Origin of the sequence: Nocardia sp. CA-135398, assembly GCF_050955845.1 — a bacterium.
Lineage (GTDB): Bacteria > Actinomycetota > Actinomycetes > Mycobacteriales > Mycobacteriaceae > Nocardia.
In genome coordinates this window covers 3,834,845-3,856,267 of sequence record NZ_CP192084.1, presented here as the reverse complement: position 1 = coordinate 3,856,267, position 21,423 = coordinate 3,834,845, and the positions used below count along the sequence as shown (strand labels likewise).

The following is a 21,423-nucleotide window of genomic DNA, read 5'->3' as shown; positions in this document are numbered from 1 at the left end:
CTTCGATGCCACGCCTCCCGGCCGACCCGGTACGGCGGCAAAACCGAACCGGCACAAGGGATCTCCTTGGAAAGGTCGCTGTGATCGTCGGCGGCAGCCGCAATCAGGGAGCCGCCTGCGCCGAGTTGTTCGCCGAACGCGGTGCGACCACGGTGATCAGCTACGCCCACGGCGAGCACGCCGCCGCGAGAACCCTGGCCGCGCTCGACGGCTATGGTGTGCGGGCGGAGGCCATCCGATCCGATGCCGTCCAATCCTGTGACGTCAACACCCTTTTCAAAGGTGTCGTCGCCCGCCACGGCCGTCTCGATATTGTCGTGCACGCGGTCGGCGCTTTCCTGCACAAGCCGCTGGCCCAGCACACCGACGTGGACTTCGATCTGCTGATCGACCACAACACCCGCAGCGCCTTCAACACCCTGCGCGCCGCGGCCGACCATCTCGCGGACAACGGCCGATATGTCGTCGTTACCAGCGCGGTCGCCAGCGCCGGACCCGGCCCGTACGGGCTGTACGCGGCGTCCAAGGCAGCGGTGGAACGACTCGTGTCCGCCGCCGCGCACGAACTCGCGGGGCGTGACATCACCGTCAATGCTGTTGCCCCCGGCCCGGTTTCCGACTCCATCTATCCCGGCATCGATGTCCCCGGCCCGCACTCTCGATATGCACGCAGCCGCCTCGGCCAACCCGAGGACGTCGCCGGGGTCATTTCCTGGCTGGTCAGCGATGCTGCCGCATGGATCTCAGGACAAGTCATCCGCGTCGACGGCGGAACCGCCTGAGCTACGAGCGAATCCAGCCCGCACCCCTTCTGCGCTCAATCGGGTTACGCTGCGCGGAAATAATCTCAACATTCATATACTTAATGTAGACATATTCTCGGCAAGGAGTAAGATCATGATCACCGTCGCGACGGCTGATTCGTCCGCCACCGAACGGGTGTCGTTCAAACGCTGGCTCGGCGTAGCGGCGGTAGCCGTCGGCACCTTCTCCGTGGTCACCTCCGAACAGCTCCCAGTCGGGCTGCTCACCTCCGTCAGCGGCGACCTGGACATCTCCGAAGGCACTGCGGGACTGATGGTTACGGTGCCCGGCCTGGTCGCCTCCGCCACCGCGCCGATCCTGCCGGTAGCGATCGGCCGCCTCGATCGACGTCACGTCCTACTCGGCCTCATCACCCTCATGGTCGGCGCCAACCTGCTGTCTGCCTTCGCCCCGAACTTCGCGATCCTGCTCGCGTCCCGCCTGTTGATAGGTATCGCTATCGGCGGATTCTGGTCACTGGCGGCCGGTATCGCCGTACGAATGGTGCCCGACAAATTCGTCCCCAAGGCCACCGCGATCGCCTTCGGCGGAGCCACCGCGGCCAATGTGCTCGGCATCCCGGCCGGCACCCTTATCGGCGAACTCACCGATTGGCGCATCGCGTTCGGTCTACTGGGTGGCCTCGGCATGCTCGTGGTCGTCGGACTGCTCTGGCTGCTGCCCGCCCTGCCCGCCGACACACCTGTGCACCTGCGTACCCTCGCCGATCAGTTCCGCAACCCCATCGTCCGCACCGGCGTGCTCGTCACCTTCCTGCTGGTGAGCGGTCACTTCGCGGCCTTCACCTTCGTCGGCCCGATTGTCGAGTCGCACATTGGAATCGACAAGTCGCTGCTCGGTCCGGTGCTGCTCGCCTTCGGCGTCGCGGGCATCATCGGCAATTTCACTACCGGGGTCGCCACCGGCCGCGATGTCCGCGCCACCATCATCACCATCAGCGTCGCTCTCGCGACGGTGCTGGCCCTGGTCGCCCTCATCGGCGGCAATCCCGTCACCGGAGTCGCCCTGATGATCGTCTGGGGCCTGTCCTTCGGTGGCATCCCGGTCGGCGTCCAGACCTGGATACTGCGCGCTGCCCCCGAATCCGCCGAAGCCGCAACCGCTTTGAACACCTCGGTCTTCAACCTCGCCATCGCCCTTGGCGCACTGTTCGGCGGCATCGTCGCCGACTCCATCGCTCTGACCGCGGTGCTGTGGTTCGGCGCGGCCCTCAGCGTCCTGGCCTCCGTGGCGGTCGTCGCCACCCGCCCCGTCCGCAACTGACCAGCCCACCCATCCACCGCGAGGAGTAGCCCGTGCACACCACGTCCGATCACACCAACCAACCCCAAACCGACACCCGAACCGCCGACACCACCGCCCCGGCGCCGGCCCCCTTTCGCCGCCGACCGAGTTGGCGCACCAACTCCTGCACCGTGCCGCACCCGGCCTCGGCCCGCTGACCCGCTCAGCGCCTGACCTACAGCTCCAGCCCGATCCGAATCCCGGCGCACTGTTCGACAGTGCGCCGGGATTCGACCGTTGATGGACACGCCGCCGCTGGACATCCGCATATCGAATGAAGTGGGCCTGACGCTTCACAACCCGAACACCCTGACGGCCGATGGACCAGAGATTCGGATCAGGGCGGTGTCGGCCAGGGTCGTTCGCTCGGTATGCGCCTGTAAGCGGATGTCCAGTGGGCGTCCTTCCTTGCCCGATTTCCCGCACTGAGACCTCCCTGATCTTGCTGCCGAGCCTTGGCTCAGGTCGACACACCGAGCTTGCGAGCTGGACCGGGACCCAAGATCTGCAAACGTCGTGGGTGACATCAGCGAATCGCTTGCAACAATCGAAGTTTCAGTCCGTGGCGATACCTGGGGCCCGGAGTTCTGAAGCTGTCGGCGTGCCGGGTGCGGCGAACGTGCGGTAGCACTGTCAGCTCGGCGATGCTGGTTTCTCGCCTGGGAAAAGGATCGGGCTGATCAAGTACGGTCTGCGGCCCGGACCGGGGTGGTTCTCCGCGAGGGGTGCGACGAGGTCGCGGAAGCCGGTGAGCATGGTGTCGAGTTCCTCGGGGCTGAGCCAGAGCGTGGCTTGGCGGTAGCCGACCGCGTCGGCGACAGGGTCGGCGTCGGCTTGATCGAGGTAGGCGTTGAACTCGGCGATCAGGACGGCCATGGCGGCCGCGAACCCTTGGCGGTGATCGTGCGGGGTCATCCTGGGTGATGTTCGAATCCGGTGGGGGCGCCGGGCGGACGCTCTGGGATCGAGTGGTGCCGTTACTTGGGGACATCGCGCACACCGTCGCCTACGACAGGGCCGGTCGCGGCCGCAGTGCCAGCGCCGCCGAACCGCAGAGCATCGACGACATGGCGGCCACCCTGGTGGCATTGGTCCAGGCGCTCACGCAGGGGCGGGTGATCCTGGTAGGCCACAGCATGGGTGGGCTGATCGTCCGTCGCGCCGCCGAGACGCTGTCGCCAACTGGGCTCGTCCTCATCGACCCGACACCGGAAGCCGCTCCGAACTACGACAATTGGGCGCCGACCGCGAAGAAGACCGACCGCATCCTCGCCGCGCAGCAGGCACTGAGCCACTTCCCACCGCTCATGCGGATGCTGGCCCGCTCCTATGGGCGCAAGTTCCCCGCCGACAGCTACGCGACCATGCTGGCCGAGGACTTCACTCCAGCCGGTCTCGCCACAACCCGGCATGAAATAGCGGCCGTCGCGGGGGCGATCGACGAATTCCGCCGCCGCCCACCAGAACCGCCGAAATCCGGCGTCATCGTCATCTCGGCGATCCATGCCGCCCGCTACCAGGCTCGCAATCTCGACCTTATCCGCGAATACCAGCACAGATACGCCGAACAGGTCGGCGGGCAATACGAGGATGCCGCCTCCGAGCACATCATCCTCGCCGAGCGACCCGAGCAAGTCGCTGCCGCGGTCCGCCGACTGGTGAACGCCCACTGATCCCGTTGCTGCTCTGGGGCGCCCCCGCGTACGGCCGGGGTTTGAGGGCCGAACGCGTTCGGTTGAGATAGCTATGCTCCCCGCGGCTCCGGCGCCGGAGATCGGTATCAGTACTCCATGAGCGGACCCCTGCTCCACCACGTTGCAGAGCCATCGCGGTGCGGCACACCTGTTCCTTTCTGATGTGACGAGAGGCGACCGAGGAGTTGGTGCAGGGGCATCTGCAGATCGGCGGCTAGGACATTCATGATCCGCAACATGGTTGCGCTGTCGACATCATGAGCGATGAGGATTTTCTCGATAACCATTGCACTGACGACTTGCTTTCGGGTCAGCGACATTTCGGGAAGCCAACTAAGCCGCCACCGCCCCCTGCGGGTTCTGTTGGTCATCTTGGCCGCGAACTCGGTGGATTGTGGGTTCGCGATGCTGAAGTGCGTGACGTGCAGAGCATTGATATGTTCGGCGATCAGTTCGCCAACCGGGCCACCCGGCCATGTCGCAGGTCGGGCCACGAACTCGCTCCCCGCCGCGCCGCCCTCCGTGGTCCGCCCTGCTGGTGCGCGGGTGTGAACTTCGGTGCGTGCTGGGGATATGACGGCTTGTTGGTATACGACCATGTCGAGACTCCTCGTTTGCCTGGTGGGAACCGACATCCAGAATCGTCTGGCCGCATACCCTTTGTCGTCGGCGCTGGCCGCCGTCTATAGGCCCCACCACCGTGACAGTGCGGATACCTGCTAGCTGCAACTCGGCCCGATCGAGCCCGCTGGATCCGGCACCGAACGTAGCCGCTCCGTCGGCGGGACGACTCCACGCCAAGCCCGTGCTGAGCGGTAGAACCGACCGGTCACACAAGATGTGTGCTGTCGTGAACCTCTACTGGGATCGTGATGTACAGCGATGTACCGAGCCCCGTCGGGCTGGTGACGAGTACGTGGCCGCCCAGCGCTTCGATGCGGTCTTTGAGACCGATCAGTCCTGAACCTTTTCTGGAGTCGGCACCGCCGATGCCGTCGTCGCGAATCGACAAACACAGACTGTCGCCCTTCATCGCGGCCCGGACGGACACCTCGGAGGCTTGGGCGTATTTGGCGGCGTTCGTCAGCGCTTCGGCCACCGCGTAGTAGGCGCCGATCTCCACCGAATCCGGCAATCGCCGTTCGACCGCGACATCCAGGTCCACTGGAACCGGGCAGCGGCGGGCCAGCGTCTTCAATGCCGGGACGAGTCCGCCTTTCGACAGGATCGCGGGATGAATTCCGCGCGAGAGTTCCTGGAGATTCTCCGATGCGGCGGCCAGACCGCTCGCGACCCGGGCGATCTGCCCGTTCAGGGCATCGAGTTCGGAGGGCACCGAGTCCTGCAAAGAGCGCAATTCCAATGCGAGAGATACCAGCCGTTGCTGGGCTCCGTCATGCAGATCGCGTTCCAGGCGGCGCCGCGCCTCGTCGCCGGCCGCCACGATCCGGACGCGCGACGCGGTCAGTTCCGCACGCGATTCGGCATTGGCGATCGCCGTCGCGACGAGGTCGGCGAAGTCGGCGACGCGCGCCTCGGTATCCGGTGGCAGCGACCCTGGCTCGGCACTGCCGACGACGGCGGCGCCCCACAGATTGCTCTCGACCACGATCGGCGCCCCCACCCCGCCGCGCAGACCGCGCTCACGGATGCGCGCGGCCGCCGATCCCGGCGAGTCATCGGTGTCGATCCGGGCCGGGCGGCCGCTGGCGCGAATTATGCCGACGATGTTGTCGCCCTCCAGCGACCAGCGCGAACCGACGGGCATCGCCGTATTCTGCGACGGGTCGTCATGAGCCGAGACGAGAGTGGCGGTGCCGTCGGACTCGTAGCGCCACAACGACGCATTGGCGGTGCCGAGCGCGCGGGCCAACTGCTCTGCCACCGTCGAGAAGACCTCGAAGCCGGGCGCGCCACGCGCCACCAGGGTGGCCACCCGCCGCAGCGCGGCCTGCTGTTCGGCCAGCACACCGATCCGGTCGCGGCTCTCCCGCAGGCCGGCTTTGGCGTCCTCGGCTTCGCGGCGGCGTTGCTCGGCTTCGAAGGCCCGGACTCGGGCCAAACCCGCGATGAAGTTCGTACACAATGCCGCCACGAGGAACACGACGACGAGCACACCGTTCTCGAAGCTGAACGACCCGAACTCGTCGCCGGGTCTGGCGCCACCGAAATAGGCCAGGGCGATTGCGCTGACCAGCGAGGTGGCCACCGCAAGGCCCAATCCCCAGACCATGGAGACCACCAGGATGCCGAGCAGATAGACCGGCTCGAACGTCTCACCGGGTGACAGATGCTCCAGGAGGACGATCACAAGCGTCTCCAGCGCGATGACGACCGCGGCGATCACGATCCCCAACCACAGCGGCGGTGTCGCCGGACGCAGCAATGCCGATCGCACATCCCTCGGCGGCATGAACTCAGTATCCTCCCTGGCCACGATCGGACAATCGGGTGGTTGCTCCGGACGAGCCCTGGCCGGTAGCAGGTAGGCGATCTTCCTGGTCGCGGGTGCGGTGAATGGGTGTCAGCGGTGACGACACGAGTTCGTCGAACGGCGAAGCTGATAGCGGACGGGGAACCAAGCGGCAGGTCGAAGCCGATTGCCCGCTCGCGACGACGGCGGCCGAACGCCATGGGCCGCCACCGGCGTTCCTCCGCCGATACCGATTGCCCTGGTCGATCGGGGCCCATCACGAAACGGGAGCAACCATGTCCACCACCTCGATCTTCTCGATCTTTCATGACTCCGCAGTCAGCGCCTCGGGGTTCCGCGCCTCGTCGAGGATGCGCGCGGACCTACAACAGGTCCTTACCGATCTCATCGCATTGCAGTTGCTGGGCAAGCAAGCACGCTGGTACGTCATCGGCCACGATTTCCGCGACCTGCACCTGCAGCTCGACGAAATCGTCGACATCGCGCGCGAGGGCAGCGACACCATCGCCGAGCGGATGTGTGTACTGGACGCCATGCCCGATGGACGGCCCGAGACCGTTGCCGCGACGACACTGCTGAGGGCATTCCCCCGTGGTGAGCAGAGCACCGCCGCGGTGGTCGAGCTGATCTGCGACCGGCTCCGCACCACCGCAGGCACGATGCGCATCGTTCACGACGACGTCGGCGGTGAGGACCCGTCCACGGCGGATCTGCTGTACGACCTCATCGACGACATCGAGAAGCAGTGTTGGGTGTTGAGTTTCGAGAACCGTATGGCCCAGCCGACTCGATGAGCAGCGGCCCAGCCTCCACGATCCGCTGGCGAGGCCGCCGGGACTGTGCCGGTGCGAAAAGTTCCCGTTAGCCGGGATGCGCGCCGGTAGCGCGCTGCCAGACACTCAGGTCATGGTGCCGTCGGCTCAGCGTCTGCGTTGTTTCATCGTGGATGACAACGTCGACTTTCTCGACGCCGGACGCGAACTGCTCGAGCGAGAGGGGATCACCGTCGTCGGCGTGGCGTCGACAAGCGCAGCGGCGATGCGGGGTGTCGCGGAGCTGGAGCCAGACGTGATGCTCGTCGACATCGAGCTCGGCGAGGAGAACGGCTTCGAACTTGCCGAGCGCGTGTACCACCACGGCGGGCCGACGCCGCCGCCGGTGATACTGATCTCGGCCCGTGCCGAGCAGGACATCGCCGATATGGTCGCTGCGAGCAGCGCGGTGGGCTTCCTGGCCAAGTCCGCGCTGTCCTCGGGCGCGATTGGTGCGCTGCTCGCCGCCGAGGACTATGGCAATCCGCTCAGCGAGCATCGAGAAAGGTGACCACCGCGAGGACTCTGCGGTGGTCGTCCCCGGTCTCGGGCAGATCCAGTTTGGTCAAAATACTGCGCACGTGCTTCTCGACCGTGCCCTCGGTGACCCACAGCCGCCGGGCGATGCCGGCATTGGATCGGCCCTCCGCCATGAGCGCGAGCACTTCCCGCTCCCGGGCGCTGAGTACCGCCAGCGGGTCGTCGCGTCGGCGGGCCGATACCAACTCCTGCACCAGAGCGGGGTCGATGACCGATGCGCCCTTGGCGATCCGATGCAGGGTGTCGACGAACTCCTCTACGTCGGTGATCCGGCTCTTGAGCAGATAGCCGATCCGCCGACCTCCGGCCAGCAACTCCATCGCGTCCTCGACATCGGCATGCGCCGACAGGACCAGGATGCCCGTCTCCGGGAGTTCGCCCCGGATCACCCGGGCCGCGTCGAGACCTTCGGTGGTATGCGTCGGTGGCATCCGAATGTCGACCACCACCAGATCCGGAACTTTGTCCCGAACCAGCGCCAAGAGTTGCGCGGCGTCTCCGGCCTGTCCCACCACGTCCAAGCCGCAGCGTGCGAGCAGGCTGGCGACACCTTCGCGAAGCAGGACGTCGTCATCGGCCAGCACTACACGCAACATCCACCTCCGACTTATCAATCCCGAGCATACCGCCAGCAATCGAACGCAAGGCGCGGTTGTCCGAGCGCGCATGCCCACCGGCAATCAACCGGAGTACGACGACCGCTACGGCGCGTCGTGGATTAGGACAACGCTGCCGCGTCTTTGGGAATCGGCAGATGTGCCGCTGGGCTCTCACTGCGGATCGAGGCCAGCACCCGGGATGTGAATCGCCCCGGCGAGTCCGGCGACTCAATGGTGTGGCGAAGGCAGGAAAAACTCCGCCCAAACAAGATCCGGCTATGTCGGCCCCAGAGACGGTGCCGCCGCTTGCAACACAGCAAATCCCCGAAACCAGTCCGGTCCGACGACCGAACCGACGAGCACGATGGAAAACTATCACCTTGCGACTTCGAAACCTCTTGTCGTCGATGAATAGTGCTGGCAGACAAAAGGGTTGGTTGCGTTAGCTAGGTGAGGTACAGGCCGGATCATCCGAAATAATGTGAGCCCACTAAATTATCAGGCAGCAGCACATCAGAAATTCCGGGCTCCGCGCCAACTGTGGCCGCTGCTGGGATGACATGCATTGTGGCAATGAATAACTCAGACAGGTAGATGTCGGCTACGCGGGTGTCGCCGCGTAGCCGTTCCGCGCCTTTTGCCTTTGACAACTTGATAGCCGGATCGGACTCCTCGGTCAGCCGTGTCACCCAGGCTGCGACCGTTCGACGAGTTGACTTCGTCGGACGGTCGCGGGCCGAAACCGTCCTCGTGGATGCCGGGCCTCCAGTCGTCATGCGCCTCGAGCCATTCGGCGTGCAGACGTGTAGTGGGCGCGATCAAGTTCGGGCATGCCGCGACCATATCAATTCATCTGCGTGGCAACCGGTCCGAGAATTGGCCGATGCGGTGAAACTTCGATACTCGATACTAGTGGCGTGGGCCTTTCCAGCAGCGGACCCAGTTGGTGCGTTCCACCAGCCTACCCAGGCATTCGCCGGTGTGTTCGTCGACGATCGAGGTGATCTTCACCGGCCGCCCGTCCTTGGTGGCGTCGAGTTGGAAATCGACACTCACACCCGGTTCGGCGCATCCGCGACCCTCATCGTGACGGTGGGCTCACCGACACGTTTGTGGCGCCGTCGCTGCGGCACCCGCAACCCTCCTCGCGCCACAAGCTTCCTAACGCACCGCCATCATGTATGGACGGGCACGGCCGACAGCCGGGTCCGCGCCGTCTCGTATTCGCCTATGAGGCGTTCGACGACAGCGGCGGCCGGGCGCACCGCGTCGACGTTGCCGATGCCTTGACCGGCACCCCAGACATCGCGCCAGGCCTTCGTATCCTTGGCGCTGCCATCGGCGAAATTCATTGCCGCGGAGTCTGATCCGGGTAGGGCATCGGGGTCGAGTCCGGCGGCGACGATGCTGCCGCGCAGATAGTTGCCGTGCACGCCGGTGAAGAGGTTGCTGTAGACGATGTCCGAGGCACTGGAGTCGACGATCATCTGCTTGTAGTCCGCTGCCGCGTTCGCCTCGTCCGTGGCGATGAACATCGAACCGATATAAGCGAGGTCGGCTCCCGCCACCTGCGCAGCCAATACCGAGTTGCCGTGTGCGATCGATCCGGACAGCACCAGCGGTCCGTCGAACCAGCTCCGGATCTCCTGGATCAAGGCGAACGGCGACTGGGTTCCCGCATGGCCGCCCGCACCCGCCGCCACGGCGATTAGTCCGTCGGCGCCCTTGTCGACGGCCTTGCGGGCGAAGACATTATTGATCACGTCGTGCAGCACAATGCCGCCATAGGCGTGGATGCGGTCGTTGACCTCCGGCCGAGCACCGAGCGAAGTGATCACGATGGGAACGCGGAATTCCTCGACCACCGCGAGATCATGGTCGAGCCGGTCGTTGGTCTTGTGCACGATCAGGTTCACGGCGTACGGCGCGCTCGGCGTCTGCGGATGTTCGGCATCGAATTCGGCCAGCGCCGCGGTGATCCGGGTGAGCCAGTGCCGCAGTTCGGATTCCGGGCGCGCATTGAGTGAGGGGAACGACCCGACTATGCCTGCGGTCGCCTGGGCGATGACCAACTCTGGATTCGACACGATGAACATCGGGGACCCGATAACCGGCAGACGCAGTCGGTCGCGCAGGATGGGCGGCACACTCATGAAATCTCCTCGAAAACGGCCGGTAGTTGGGAATGCACTACTCGGGGCGGCCGCAACGAAATCAGGATACTTTATTGCGGCCGACGTCGTGCCGAACCGTCGGCGACGTCCAGCCGTTCGGTTGCCGCGCAGCAATTCCCCTGGCGCGCAACGTATCCGCCAGCGATGCCGTGGCATCGACGTTCGGGCGAGGACGAGATCGCAAACGCCCTCCTCGGGCGCAGTGCAGCGCGACCCGCCGAGCGCGCCACCCGCGCCGGTCACCATCACAGTCTTGCCTTCGAGCCTCGAACCCATGTCGGGACTCAATTAACTAGAACACTCGGTATGCAAAACCAAACCGCAGTTCTGTCGAGGTCTTTGCGTGCGGACCCGAAAACGCCTAGCGCCGGGTCGGACAACACGCGGTTGTCGAACGCGGCGTTCGGGTTCAGCGCAATGTGATCGCGCCGTACGTGGCACGAGCGTAAATGCGGTGGGTGGGCAGCCGACCACTGCCCACCCACACGGTCAGAAAGTCGGCAGCTGGGGGCGCTTCTTGACGTAACCACCGGCGTCGACGCGCATCTGCATGCCGGTGACCCACCGGGATTCGTCGGAAATCAGATAGAGCACGGCGTCGGCGATATCCTCCGGTTCGACGTAGGGGTTGCCCATGCCGGTGGTCGCGGGGAAGGAGGCCAGGGCGTCCTCGCGCGTCGGATTCTCCAGATCGGGCCGGAACGAGCGGTACATGAGCTCGTTGTTGAGCATGTCGGTGTTGACGTTCGTCGGGTGCACCGCATTGGCCCTGATCTGCCTGGATGCGAGTACGGTCGCGAGATCGTGGATGAAGGCGGCGACGGTGCGCTTGGCAAAGGAGTAACCCAGGCCCCCTGGACCGTTGGCCGGGTTGTCGACGCTCGCCGGAATCAGGGCGGCGATCGATCCGGTCGCGACGATCGAGGCGCCCGCCTTCAGATGCGGCAGGGCGGCCTCGACGGCGTGGACGACGCCATTGAAGTCGACGGTGATGGCATCGATGAACGCCAGTGCACTGTCCTGCGGCCCCAACGGGGCGATACCCGCTTGTGCGACAACGCCATCGAGTCTGCCGAATTCGGCAACACCCTCGGCCACCGCCGCCTTCAGCCCGGCCGGATCGCGCACATCGGCCTTGCGCGCGATGATGCGCCGCCCGAGTTTGTCCACCAAGCGGGCGGTTTCGTCGAGATCGTGCTGACTCGCGAGTGCATAACCGTTGGTGGGGATGTTCTCGCACAGATCGACGGCGATGATGTCGGCGCCCTCCTCCGCGAGCCGCAGCGCGTGTGCGCGCCCCTGGCCACGGGCTGCTCCGGTAATGAAGACGACTTTGTCCTGTACTCGACCCATCGTGGGCTTCCTTCCATCGACTCTCGCGGCGCGGCGGGCCTCTCGAAATGCGGGCGCGGATCTACTCCGGCGCTGCCGTGGATACGGCGCGGCCGCACGATTCCGGCGAGCTGGCGCCACGAGCATAGTGAGTTCAGCCGGAAATGGGTAGACGGAATATTCCCCAACTAGTTGACCGAGGCACAGTTTCCGCTGAGTGGAAAGTAATCAGGTTACACAATAAGCCCAGTGATATAGAGTTTGTGCCAGCACACAGCTGGCTTCGGCTCTGCGCTGCGTATGTCGAGGGCGGAGCAAGCCCCATTGCGGGGACTGCTCCGGCGCGCCGCGATCTGGACGAGGGAGCACAAGATGCCATTGCAGCCATGGATGAAGCTGCTGTCGACCGATGACCACCTGATCGAGCCCCCGCGGCTGTGGGTGGACCGGTTGCCCGCGAAGTACCGGGAGGCGGGGCCGCGGATCGTGGAGCAGGCTCGGGAGGGCTACGCCGCACCCGCGGAGGTGTGGACCTATGAGGACCGGGTGTACCCCTATATCGGGCTGAATGCCGTGGCGGGTAAGGATCCCGAGGAGTTCGGCACCGAGCCGACCCGCTACGACGAGATGATCCCGGGCTGCTATGACCCGAAGGCCAGGCTGCGCGATATGGACCTAGACGGTGTCTGGGGCGCGATGTGCTTTCCCTCGTTCCCGCGCTTCGCGGGCACGGTATTCCTGGAGGGCCAGGACAAGGAACTCGCGCTGCTGTCGGTGCGGGCGTGGAACGACTTTGTGCTCGACGAGTGGTGCACCGCCGGTCCGGCCGACCGGCTCATCCCACTGAGCATTCTGCCGCTGTGGGATGTGCAGGCGTGTGTCGCGGAGATCCACCGGGTCGCCGCCAAGGGTTCGAAAGCGATCTCCTTCCCGGAGAATCCGGCGCCGCTCGGGTTGCCCTCGTTCTACAGCGATCATTGGGATCCGATGTTCTCCGCGCTCGAGGAGACCGATATGCCGCTGTGCTTGCACTTCGGCACCTCGGGCAAACCGCCGAAGACCTCCGAGGAGGCCCCATTCGCGGTGACCATCTCGCTGTTCGGCTGCAACTCCATGTTCGCCACCGCGGACCTGCTGTTCTCGCCGGTGTTCCATCGCCACCCCAAGTTGAAAGTCGGCTTGTCCGAAGGCGGCATCGGCTGGATGCCCTACATGTTGGAGCGGATGGACGGCACCTGGGAGCGGCATCGCTTCTACCAGAACATCAATCAGGACGTTCGGCCGTCGGACCTGTTCAAGAAGCACTTCCACGGCTGCTTCATCGACGACCGGTTCGGCATCGAGGTGCGCCACCACATCGGCGTCGAGCGCATCACCTGGGAATGCGACTACCCGCACTCCGACTCGTACTGGCCCAAGAGCCGTGCCTACGCGGCCGAGGTGCTCGCCGAGGTACCGGACGACGAAGTGCACCAGATGGTCGAACTGAACACCCGTCGGCTCTACAACCTCCCGTCATGAGCCGCAAGCCCGAGTCGGAGCGTTCCGACTGGACAGAACTGGACCTGCTGACCCGCGAGGAGGCCTACGGCCGCCTGCGGGAGGAGATCAGCGAGGTGGAAGCCCGGCTACCTGAACTGGGTGCGGCCGACATCGCCGAGCGTGAGCTGCTCGAATCCCGGCTGCGCGCGCTGCGCGAGGCCGCCGCCGATCTGCTCGGCTCCTGACCGGCCAGATCGGTCAGTCACGCGGAAAGCATTGCACAACAATGGAACTGAGGTTGGTATGGGGCGTGTAGAGGGCAAGGTCGCACTCATCACGGGAGCTGGGCGCGGCCAGGGTCGCTCGCATGCGGTGCGGCTGGCCGAAGAGGGGGCTGCCGTCGTGATCACCGATGTCTGTCAGGAGATCAGCCGGGCGCTGCCCTATCCGCTGGCGACGAAGGAACAGCTGGAGGAGACCGCGAAGCTGGTCGAGGCGGTGGGCGGGCGGTGCGTTACCGTCCAGGCCGATGTGCGCTCGCTCAGCGATATGCGGGCCGCGGTCGATGCGGCGACGGCCGAATTCGGTCGGATCGACACCATTGTCGCCAATGCCGGGGTGATGAGTTCCGGTAGCGCGTGGGAACTGTCCGAAGAGGAATGGGACCTCGTCATGGACGTCAACCTCAAGGGCGTCTGGAATACCGTGCGGGCCGCGGTGCCCGGCATGATCGCCGCGGATGCGGGCGGATCGATCATCATCACCAGCTCGGCCGCGGGTATCCGCGGCCATGTGCCCTACGCCCATTACGTGGCGAGCAAGCACGGGTTGGTCGGCCTGATGAAGGCGCTGTCCAATGAGCTTGCCAAGCATCGGATTCGGGTGAACACCGTACATCCCACCGGTGTCAGCGACACCGGTATGTCGGTCGGCGTGCCGATGGAGGAGCTGACGGAACGTGAGCCACTGTTCGCGCTGGCCGCGATGAATACGCTGCACACCCACGTCGAGCCGCGGGATGTCTCCAATGCCGTGCTGTTCCTCGCTTCCGATGAAGCGCGGTACGTGACGGGACTGCAGTTCACCGTCGACGCCGGGTCGACGACCAAACCATGAGCGCACTCCCGACGATCGGATTTCTGGATGCCGGTCGCATCGGCGAACAGAAGAAGATCGCGGCCGAAGTGGGCGTCGATCTGACGGATCTGCTGACCGTCGCCTACCGCGGGCCGATGAATCTCGGCGAAATCTCTACCCTCGAGAACGGAGTTGTTCGATGAAGATCACTATCGACAGTTCGCTGTGTTCCGGACACGCCCGGTGCGCGGCCGCGGCCCCGGAGTTGTTCGAACTCGATGACGACGGCTACGCCCTGCCTTTCGCAGGTGAGGTGCCCGCACATCTCGAGGATGCCGCGCGCGAGGGTGAGATGGCCTGTCCGGAGCGCGCCATCACCATCGAGTGACATCGTTCTTCCCGAGCAGCCCATGCTCAGTGCCCCGCCGAGAACCTGCCGCAGGTCTCTGGGCGGGGCGTGGTGTTCCCGTACATCCCTGGGCATTGTCGAGATACCCGAGCACCGCCAGTACCCGGCGATGTCCGCTGCGGCAGGCCGAGCTGCCCGCGTCACCATCGCCGATATCGTGGAATCCCGCGCCGACGCCCTCACGGTGACCGCTTCGAAGGGCGCCGCACCACCACGCTGGTGACGCCGCTCAGCTGGCAGTCATATCGAGCACAACCTTCCGGTGGTGCGGCGTTCGACGACATCCGGTCACTTCGCGCATCCACGTCTCGAGAACCGGCAGCGCGCCGCCCTCATCAGGCCCGCCCAACCGACGGCATCGCCGGGTCGCGCGGCAGGCCGAGCACCTGTTCGGCGATCGTATTGCGTTGGATCTCAGCGGTTCCCGCACCGATGGTCGAGGCCCGGGTGCGCAGGAAGCCCCACACCCAGCGGCCACGCTGTACGGCGTGCGGGTCGCGTCGACCGAGCACGCCGTAGGCGCCGAGCATATCGACGGCGAATTCGTGCAGGTCCTGTTCGAAGGTCACGATGAACAGCCGCGATGTGGACGACGCGGGCCCGGGCTCCCCCTTGGCCATGATGTCGGCGATCGTGCGCATGCCCGTCAAACGCATGATCGACACCCGGATCTCGAAGTCCGCCAAGCGATCACGCACCAGCGGGTCCGCGGTCGCCCCGCGCTCATGCGCCAGCTCGATCAGCTCGTCGAGTACGCGCCGATACATCGCGGCCTGATTCATCGCCCCGGCCGCGCGCTCATGCCCCAGGCTGGTGCGCACCAGCGGCCAGCCGCCGTTCTCTGTGCCGATCCGATTGGCGACCGGCACCCGCACATCGCTGAAAAAGATCTCGCAGAAATGCGCGTCGCCGGTGAGGTCGCGCAGCGGGCGCACGCTCACGCCGGGTGCGTGCGCATCGATGAGCAGATAGCTGATCCCCTCCTGCCGCGATCCCGGCGGACCGGTGCGGACAAGGGTGAAGATGATGTCGGCGATATCGGCCGCGCTGTTCCATACCTTCTGCCCGTTGACCACATACTCCGCCTCGGGACCGTCGCCGTCGAGCCGGGCCGAGGTGCGCAGCGCGGGCAGATCCGATCCGGCTCCCGGCTCGGAATACCCCTGCGCCCACACCATATCGCCGCGCAGCATGGGAGCCAGGAAGCGCTGCTTCTGCTCGGCCGTGCCGTATTTGATGATCGTCGGTGCGGCGATGCCGAGGCCGGTCCCCAGCGGACCCGGCACCCGGGCCCGCGCGTACTCCTCCTGGTAGATCACCTGACGGCCGAAACTCAGGTCCATCCCACCGTATTCCCGCGGCCAGCTCGGACCGGCGTATCCGGCGTCGAAAAGCGTTGCCAGCCAAGCCTTCTGCCAGGCCAGTCGCTCGGCCGGATCCTTGGGCCGACGACCGGGATGATGGTCGGTCAGGAAAGCCCGCAGGCGCGCCCGGAACTGCTCATCGGTCTCGACCTGATCCTCGCTGAACGTGAGAGTCACCTGGCTCCTCCATGATTGCGATGCGGCGGTCAGCGCGGGGCCATGCGGATGGCGCCGTCGAGCCGGATGGTCTGGCCGTTGAGGTAGGGGTTCTCCAGCATCTCGATGGCGAGGCGGGCGTAGTCGTCGCCGTCACCGAGGCGCTTGGGATGCGGCACGGTGGCGGCCAGGCTTTCGCGGATGTCATCACGCAGCCGGGCGAGCATGGGGGTGTCCATGATGCCCGGCGCGATGGTGTTCACCCGGATCTGCCAGCTGGCAAGATCCCGGGCCGCGACCAAGGTGATGCCGTGCACGCCCGCCTTGGAGGCGGTGTAGGAGGTCTGTCCGATCTGGCCGTCGAATGCGGCGACCGATGCGGTGAGCACGATGGCGCCGCGGTCGCCGTCGACGATTTCGTTCGCCGCCATGCGGGCGGCGGCCAGGCGCAGCACGTTGTAGGTGCCGATCAGGTTGATCCGCACGACCTCGGCGAAGGTCGCCAGGTCGCCGGGGGTGCGGTCGCGATCGATGATCCGGACCCGGTCGCCGCCACGCCCGGCGCAGTGCACGACGAATCGCAGCGGACCGCTCTTTTCGGCGGCATCGAGAGCGGCGGAGATCTCGGCCTCGTCGGTCACATCCGCGCGAACGAACTGTGCCGAGTCGCCGAGTTCGGCGACGGCCTTGGCGCCCTGCTCCTCGGAGATGTCGGCGAGGACGACGCGGCCACCGCGGTCGATGATCCGACGCGCGGTGGCCAGGCCGAGCCCGGAGGCGCCGCCGGTGACCAGTGCCGAGGAACCGTCGATGTGCATACAAAACTCCTTATAAGCCAAGGGATTTACTGATGATGGTCTTCATGACCTCGCTGGTGCCGCCGTAGATGCGGCTCACCCGGGCGTCGGCGTAGAGCCGGGCGATCGGGGATTCGAGGATGTAGCCGTAGCCACCGTGCAGTTGCAGACAGCGGTCGACCACCCGGCCTTGCATCTCGGTGCAGAACAGCTTGGTCTTGGCCGCGTCGACAGGACTCAACTCGCCCGCGACCAATGCCGTGATGGCCGCATCGAGCATGGTCTGGGCGGCCTCGACCTCGGCGGCGACGGCCGCTAGTTCGAATTTGGTGTTCTGGAAGTGCGCGACCGGCTTACCGAATACCGTCCGGTCCCGCACGTAGGTGATGGTCATTTCCAGCGCGGCCCTGGCCTGCGCGACCGCGCCGACCGAGATGGCCAGCCGCTCCTGCGCCAGATTGCGGCCGAGGTAGGAGAACGCCTCGCCTTCCGCGCCGAGCAAATTCGCGACGGGGACGCGCACATCGGCGAAGGACAGCTCGACAGTGTCCTGCACGGTAAGACCGAGTTTGTCGAGTTTGCGCCCGACGGTGAAGCCCCGCATCCCCTTCTCCACCACCAGCAAGGAAAGGCCCGCGCGGCGATTGTCCGGATCGGTACTGGTACGTGCGACGACGATGACGAGGTCGGCGTGGTAGCCACCGGTAATGAAGGTCTTGGCTCCGTTGAGAACGTAGTGGTCGCCGTCCCGGACCGCCTTGGTCGCGACGCCCGCCAGATCCGAGCCGGTTCCTGGCTCGCTCATCGCGATCGCGGTGTAAAGCTCGCCCGAGGCAAGGCCCGGGAACCAGCGGGACCGTTGCGCGTCGTCGGCCAGGCCGAGGAAGTACGGGACGACGATGTCGAGGTGGGTGCGCAGTCCGCCGAGCGTCACGCCCGCCCGCGCGCACTCCTCCTGGAGCACCACGTTGTAGCGGTAGTCGTCCTGACCGCCGCCACCGAATTCCTCCGGAACGGCGGTACCGATGATGCCGAGCTTGCCCAGCGAGGTGAACAGTTCGCGAGGCACCAGGCCGGTGGTGCGCCACTGCTCGTACTCCGGGACCACCTCGCGGGCGAGGTAGTCGCGGACCAGGAGGCGGAAGTCCTCATGGTCCTGGGTGAACAGCGTCCGGCGCATCCGGTTACCTCCTCGTAGCGACCGCGTCGCGATTGCCATCAAGGGCCGTCGCGGCGAATTCAGTATACGCATTCATTCCGAAAATTAGCCAAATTAAGTATACTGTTCTAGTCGGCGGGGCGGCGCCGATCGACGGCCATGCGAAGGAGAAGATGTGTCGGACGAAGTGCTTGTGGAGCGCCGCGGCGCGGTTCAGGTCATAACGATCAATCGCCCGACGGCGAAGAACGCGCTCAATGCCGGAGTCGCGGCCGGGGTGGCCGCCGCGGTCGACGAGCTCGACCACTCCGACGAGTTATGGGCGGGCGTACTCACCGGCGCCGGGGAAACTTTCTCATCCGGAATGGATTTGAAGGCGTGGCTGCGCGGTGAGAGTCCCGTGATCGAAGGCCGTGGTCTGTGCGGGATCACGATGACGCCCCCGCGCAAACCGCTGATCGCGGCAGTCGAGGGTTGGGCCGTGGCCGGTGGCTTCGAACTGCTGCTGGCCTGCGATCTCGTGGTCGCGACCCGCACCGCGCGTGTCGGTGTGCCCGAGGTGAAGCGCTCACTGGTCGCCCGTGGCGGCGCGGCGCTGCTGCTGCCGCGGCGGGTGCCGTTCGCGATCGCATTGGAGTTGCTGCTGACCGGTGATCCGATCGGCGCCGAGCGGGCGGCCGAGATCGGCCTGGTCAATCGGCTCACCGAGCAGGGCGGTGCACTGGAAGGTGCGCTGGCGCTCGCCGAAACTATTACGGCGAATGGACCTTTGGCCGTCGCGGCGACCAAGCAGATCGCCCGTTCCAGCGCCGACTGGACCCTGGAGGAGGGCTGGGCCAAGCAGGCCGACATCGTACAGCCGGTGTTCTCCTCCGCCGACGCACTCGAAGGCGCCACCGCCTTCGCGGAAAAGAGGGCACCGATCTGGAAAGGTCGCTGATGACCGGCGGACCGCTGGCCGGGTGCCGGGTGGTCGAGCTCGGCGGCATCGGCCCCGGCCCCTTCGCCGGGATGTTCCTCGCCGATCTCGGGGCCGAGGTCGTCCGGGTGGATCGACCGGACCGCGCCGACGAGCCGGACGCGAGCGGACCGACCAATGTGACCGATCGCGGAAAGCGTTCTGTGGTACTCGATCTCAAGCACCCGCGGGGTCCCACCGCACTGCTCGATTTGATCGAACGTGCCGACGTATTGATCGAAGGATTTCGTCCGGGTGTCACCGAGCGCCTCGGTATCGGGCCGCACGAATGCCTGGCTCGCAACCCGCGGCTGGTGTACGGCCGCATGACCGGATGGGGTCAGGACGGCCCGCTGGCCGCCGCGGCCGGGCACGATATCGGGTATATCGCCCTCACGGGGGCGCTGAGTGCGATCGGGACGGCGGGCGGACCACCGCAGATTCCACTCAATCTGGTCGGTGATTTCGGCGGCGGCGGTTGCTATCTGGTGATCGGGGTGCTCGCCGCGCTGTATGCCGTCGAGCGGACCGGCCGCGGCCAAGTCGTCGATGCGGCGATCGTGGACGGCACCGCGCATCTGCTCGCGAGCACCTTCGCCAAACTCGCGCGCGGTGCGTGGACCGACGAGCGCGGGGTCAACCAACTGGATGGTGGTTGGCCGTTCTATTCCGTCTACGAGACCAAAGACGGTCGGCACATGGCGGTCGGTGCGCTGGAGGCGAAGTTTTACCGGCAGCTGATCGAACTGCTCGACCTCGATGTCGATCCGGAACGACAACACGACCGGTCGACCTGGCCGGAGCTGCGAAATATGTTGGCGGAACGGTTCGCCGAACGCACCCGCGACGAATGGGCCCAGCTGTTCGAGGGGACCGACGCCTGCGTCGCACCGGTACTCGGCCTCACCGAGGCGGCAGGCCATCCGCATCTGGCCGCACGCGGGAGTGTGATCACTCGAGACGGTGTGGTGCAACCCGCTGCGGCACCGCGGTTTTCGGCTACCGCGGCGCTACCCGGCGCGACCGCTCCGACCATCGGCGCCGACACCCGCGCGGTGTTCCAGGATTGGGGCATCGGCAACGGCGACGAGCTCGTACACAGCGGTGCAGCCAGGCAGGCAACCAATACCAGACCGGGTCGCCACCGTGCCGACCCGCAGGAATGAGGAGGTCCATGATGAGAGACGCCGTCATCGTCGATGCGGTACGCACGCCGATCGGTAAGCGCAACGGCACGCTCGCGCCGGTGCACGCGGCCGATCTGTCGGCGAAGGTGCTCAACGCGCTGGTGGACCGCAATGGCATCGATCCCGCCATCGTGGAAGACGTGATGTGGGGCTGCGTGACCCAGATCGGCGACCAGTCGAGCAATATCGGCCGATTCGCCGTACTCGCGGCCGGATGGCCGGAACATGTGCCCGGCGTGACGATCAACCGGGCCTGCGGCTCCAGCCAGCAAGCCGTCGACTCTGCGGCGCACGCTGTCATGGCTGGGCAATACGATCTGGTGGTCGCCGGGGGTGTGGAGACGATGAGCCGCGTTCCGCTCGGCTCGCACCGGACCACGGGACAGCCCTACGGTCCGGCGGTGCTGGCCCGCTATGACAACTTCGACTTCAACCAGGGCATCGGCGCGGAGCTGATGGTCGAGCGATGGGGCTTCACCCGCACCCAGCTCGACGAGTTCGCGGCGCAATCGCATGCCAAGGCGGCCGCGGCGATCGACGACGGTGTGTTCGACGACCACATCGTGCCGATCGAGGTCGACGGCACCAAGTTCACCGTGGACGAGGGACTGCGCCGCGGCACAACGGCGGAGAAGTTGGCGGGGCTGAAGCCGTCGTTCAAGCCCGATGGCGTGATCCACGCGGGTAATTCGTCCCAGATCGCCGACGGCGCCGCCGCACTGCTCATCACGACCACCGAACGTGCCCGTGAACTCGGACTCACGCCGATCGCGCGCTATCACTCCGGCGCCGTGAGCGGAGCCGATCCGATCCTGATGTTGACCGGGCCGATTCCGGCGACGGAGAAGGTGCTGCGCAAGGCCGGACTGACCATCGACGATATCGGTGCTTTCGAGGTCAACGAGGCGTTCGCGCCGGTGCCACTGGCCTGGCTCGCCGAAACCGGGGCCGATGCCGACAAGCTCAATCCGCTCGGCGGCGCGATCGGTGTCGGCCACCCGCTCGGCGGTTCGGGTGCCATTCTGATGACGCGGCTGCTGGCGCAGCTGCGCCGCGAGAATCGGCGGTACGGATTGCAGACCATGTGTGAGGGCGGCGGCACTGCCAACGCGACCATTATCGAACTGCTGCACTGAGGAA

General features: G+C 65.9%; 23 protein-coding genes and 1 pseudogene. 13 read left to right on the top strand and 11 right to left on the bottom strand.

Going from position 1 to position 21,423, the window contains the following annotated elements:
- Nucleotides 1-5: 5 nt before the first annotated feature.
- Nucleotides 6-782: an SDR family oxidoreductase gene (locus tag ACQP1T_RS16995; RefSeq protein WP_433761412.1), complete on the top strand. Its 777-nt coding sequence runs from the start codon at nucleotides 6-8 to the stop codon at nucleotides 780-782.
- A gap of 115 nt (nucleotides 783-897) precedes the next feature.
- A complete protein-coding gene (locus tag ACQP1T_RS16990; protein ID WP_433761410.1) occupies nucleotides 898-2,088 on the top strand; it encodes an MFS transporter in 1,191 nt (396 codons plus the stop codon).
- A gap of 654 nt (nucleotides 2,089-2,742) precedes the next feature.
- Here the strand turns inward: ACQP1T_RS16990 and ACQP1T_RS16985 are convergent.
- Nucleotides 2,743-3,024 (bottom strand): hypothetical protein, encoded by a 282-nt coding sequence (locus tag ACQP1T_RS16985; protein WP_433761409.1) that lies wholly within the window; start codon nucleotides 3,022-3,024, stop codon nucleotides 2,743-2,745.
- Nucleotides 3,025-3,032: 8 nt separating this feature from the next.
- Between ACQP1T_RS16985 and ACQP1T_RS16980 the strand changes: the two genes are divergently transcribed.
- A complete protein-coding gene (locus tag ACQP1T_RS16980; RefSeq protein ID WP_433762231.1) occupies nucleotides 3,033-3,782 on the top strand; it encodes an alpha/beta fold hydrolase in 750 nt (249 codons plus the stop codon).
- A 107-nt stretch (nucleotides 3,783-3,889) separates the two neighbouring features.
- Here the strand turns inward: ACQP1T_RS16980 and ACQP1T_RS16975 are convergent, their stop codons facing one another.
- Together ACQP1T_RS16975 and ACQP1T_RS16970 are read right to left on the bottom strand one after the other, a co-directional pair.
- Nucleotides 3,890-4,402, bottom strand: a complete 513-nt coding sequence (locus ACQP1T_RS16975) for a hypothetical protein (protein WP_433761408.1) — start codon at nucleotides 4,400-4,402, stop codon at nucleotides 3,890-3,892.
- Between the two features lie 230 nt (nucleotides 4,403-4,632).
- The gene (locus tag ACQP1T_RS16970; RefSeq protein WP_433761407.1) at nucleotides 4,633-6,216 is read right to left on the bottom strand and encodes a GAF domain-containing protein; all 1,584 of its coding nucleotides are present in this window, start codon (nucleotides 6,214-6,216) and stop codon (nucleotides 4,633-4,635) included.
- 296 nt (nucleotides 6,217-6,512) lie between these two features.
- On the opposite strand from ACQP1T_RS16970, the gene ACQP1T_RS16965 reads away from it, so the two are divergent.
- Nucleotides 6,513-7,031, top strand: a complete 519-nt coding sequence (locus tag ACQP1T_RS16965; protein WP_433761404.1) for a Dps family protein — start codon at nucleotides 6,513-6,515, stop codon at nucleotides 7,029-7,031.
- 112 nt (nucleotides 7,032-7,143) lie between these two features.
- Nucleotides 7,144-7,560 carry a response regulator gene (locus ACQP1T_RS16960; protein ID WP_433761402.1) on the top strand — a complete coding sequence of 139 codons (417 nt, stop codon included), beginning with the start codon at nucleotides 7,144-7,146 and terminating at the stop codon, nucleotides 7,558-7,560.
- On the opposite strand, the gene ACQP1T_RS16955 is transcribed toward ACQP1T_RS16960, so the two are convergent.
- The 5 genes and pseudogenes from ACQP1T_RS16955 to ACQP1T_RS16935 all read right to left on the bottom strand — a co-directional run bounded on the left by ACQP1T_RS16955 (nucleotide 7,538) and on the right by ACQP1T_RS16935 (nucleotide 11,715).
- The gene (locus tag ACQP1T_RS16955; RefSeq protein ID WP_433761400.1) at nucleotides 7,538-8,185 is read right to left on the bottom strand and encodes a response regulator; all 648 of its coding nucleotides are present in this window, start codon (nucleotides 8,183-8,185) and stop codon (nucleotides 7,538-7,540) included. The genes ACQP1T_RS16960 and ACQP1T_RS16955 overlap by 23 nt on opposite strands.
- Nucleotides 8,186-8,655: 470 nt before the next feature.
- Nucleotides 8,656-8,877 carry a hypothetical protein gene (locus ACQP1T_RS16950; RefSeq protein ID WP_433761399.1) on the bottom strand — a complete coding sequence of 74 codons (222 nt, stop codon included), beginning with the start codon at nucleotides 8,875-8,877 and terminating at the stop codon, nucleotides 8,656-8,658.
- A gap of 256 nt (nucleotides 8,878-9,133) precedes the next feature.
- Nucleotides 9,134-9,336: pseudogene (locus ACQP1T_RS16945) on the bottom strand (IS3 family transposase); the annotation flags it as partial.
- 27 nt (nucleotides 9,337-9,363) lie between these two features.
- Nucleotides 9,364-10,341 (bottom strand): NAD(P)H-dependent flavin oxidoreductase, encoded by a 978-nt coding sequence (locus ACQP1T_RS16940; protein WP_433761397.1) that lies wholly within the window; start codon nucleotides 10,339-10,341, stop codon nucleotides 9,364-9,366.
- A 510-nt stretch (nucleotides 10,342-10,851) separates the two neighbouring features.
- Nucleotides 10,852-11,715, bottom strand: a complete 864-nt coding sequence (locus ACQP1T_RS16935) for a mycofactocin-coupled SDR family oxidoreductase (RefSeq protein ID WP_433761395.1) — start codon at nucleotides 11,713-11,715, stop codon at nucleotides 10,852-10,854.
- 351 nt (nucleotides 11,716-12,066) lie between these two features.
- Here ACQP1T_RS16935 and ACQP1T_RS16930 point away from each other — a divergent pair, with 351 nt between their 5' ends.
- From ACQP1T_RS16930 to ACQP1T_RS16910, 5 genes are read left to right on the top strand one after another with little or no spacing between them, the layout of a single operon-like run.
- Entirely contained in the window at nucleotides 12,067-13,215 is a 1,149-nt protein-coding gene (locus tag ACQP1T_RS16930; protein WP_433761393.1) for an amidohydrolase family protein, read from the top strand.
- A complete protein-coding gene (locus tag ACQP1T_RS16925; RefSeq protein WP_433761390.1) occupies nucleotides 13,212-13,421 on the top strand; it encodes a hypothetical protein in 210 nt (69 codons plus the stop codon). Before ACQP1T_RS16930 ends, ACQP1T_RS16925 begins: the two co-directional genes overlap by 4 nt.
- Nucleotides 13,422-13,479: 58 nt before the next feature.
- A complete protein-coding gene (locus ACQP1T_RS16920) occupies nucleotides 13,480-14,292 on the top strand; it encodes a mycofactocin-coupled SDR family oxidoreductase (protein ID WP_433761387.1) in 813 nt (270 codons plus the stop codon).
- Entirely contained in the window at nucleotides 14,289-14,456 is a 168-nt protein-coding gene (locus ACQP1T_RS16915; protein ID WP_433761385.1) for a hypothetical protein, read from the top strand. The genes ACQP1T_RS16920 and ACQP1T_RS16915 overlap by 4 nt, the downstream gene beginning before the upstream one ends.
- Nucleotides 14,453-14,641 carry a ferredoxin gene (locus ACQP1T_RS16910; protein ID WP_433761383.1) on the top strand — a complete coding sequence of 63 codons (189 nt, stop codon included), beginning with the start codon at nucleotides 14,453-14,455 and terminating at the stop codon, nucleotides 14,639-14,641. The genes ACQP1T_RS16915 and ACQP1T_RS16910 overlap by 4 nt, the downstream gene beginning before the upstream one ends.
- Before the next feature lie 356 nt (nucleotides 14,642-14,997).
- Here ACQP1T_RS16910 and ACQP1T_RS16905 read toward each other — a convergent pair whose 3' ends face one another.
- The 3 genes from ACQP1T_RS16905 to ACQP1T_RS16895 are packed head-to-tail and all read right to left on the bottom strand — an operon-like array spanning nucleotide 14,998 to nucleotide 18,159.
- A complete protein-coding gene (locus ACQP1T_RS16905; protein WP_433761381.1) occupies nucleotides 14,998-16,203 on the bottom strand; it encodes an acyl-CoA dehydrogenase family protein in 1,206 nt (401 codons plus the stop codon).
- Nucleotides 16,204-16,232: 29 nt separating this feature from the next.
- Nucleotides 16,233-17,000, bottom strand: coding sequence for an SDR family NAD(P)-dependent oxidoreductase (locus ACQP1T_RS16900; RefSeq protein WP_433761379.1), 768 nt, complete (start codon nucleotides 16,998-17,000; stop codon nucleotides 16,233-16,235).
- Between the two features lie 10 nt (nucleotides 17,001-17,010).
- The gene (locus ACQP1T_RS16895) at nucleotides 17,011-18,159 is read right to left on the bottom strand and encodes an acyl-CoA dehydrogenase family protein (RefSeq protein WP_433761377.1); all 1,149 of its coding nucleotides are present in this window, start codon (nucleotides 18,157-18,159) and stop codon (nucleotides 17,011-17,013) included.
- 154 nt (nucleotides 18,160-18,313) lie between these two features.
- On the opposite strand from ACQP1T_RS16895, the gene ACQP1T_RS16890 reads away from it, so the two are divergent.
- From ACQP1T_RS16890 to ACQP1T_RS16880, 3 genes are read left to right on the top strand one after another with little or no spacing between them, the layout of a single operon-like run.
- Nucleotides 18,314-19,078 (top strand): crotonase/enoyl-CoA hydratase family protein, encoded by a 765-nt coding sequence (locus ACQP1T_RS16890; protein ID WP_433761375.1) that lies wholly within the window; start codon nucleotides 18,314-18,316, stop codon nucleotides 19,076-19,078.
- Complete coding sequence (locus tag ACQP1T_RS16885; RefSeq protein WP_433761373.1) at nucleotides 19,078-20,262, top strand: CaiB/BaiF CoA transferase family protein; 1,185 nt, start codon at nucleotides 19,078-19,080, stop codon at nucleotides 20,260-20,262. Before ACQP1T_RS16890 ends, ACQP1T_RS16885 begins: the two co-directional genes overlap by 1 nt.
- A gap of 11 nt (nucleotides 20,263-20,273) precedes the next feature.
- The gene (locus tag ACQP1T_RS16880) at nucleotides 20,274-21,419 is read left to right on the top strand and encodes a thiolase family protein (protein ID WP_433762230.1); all 1,146 of its coding nucleotides are present in this window, start codon (nucleotides 20,274-20,276) and stop codon (nucleotides 21,417-21,419) included.
- Nucleotides 21,420-21,423: the final 4 nt, after the last annotated feature.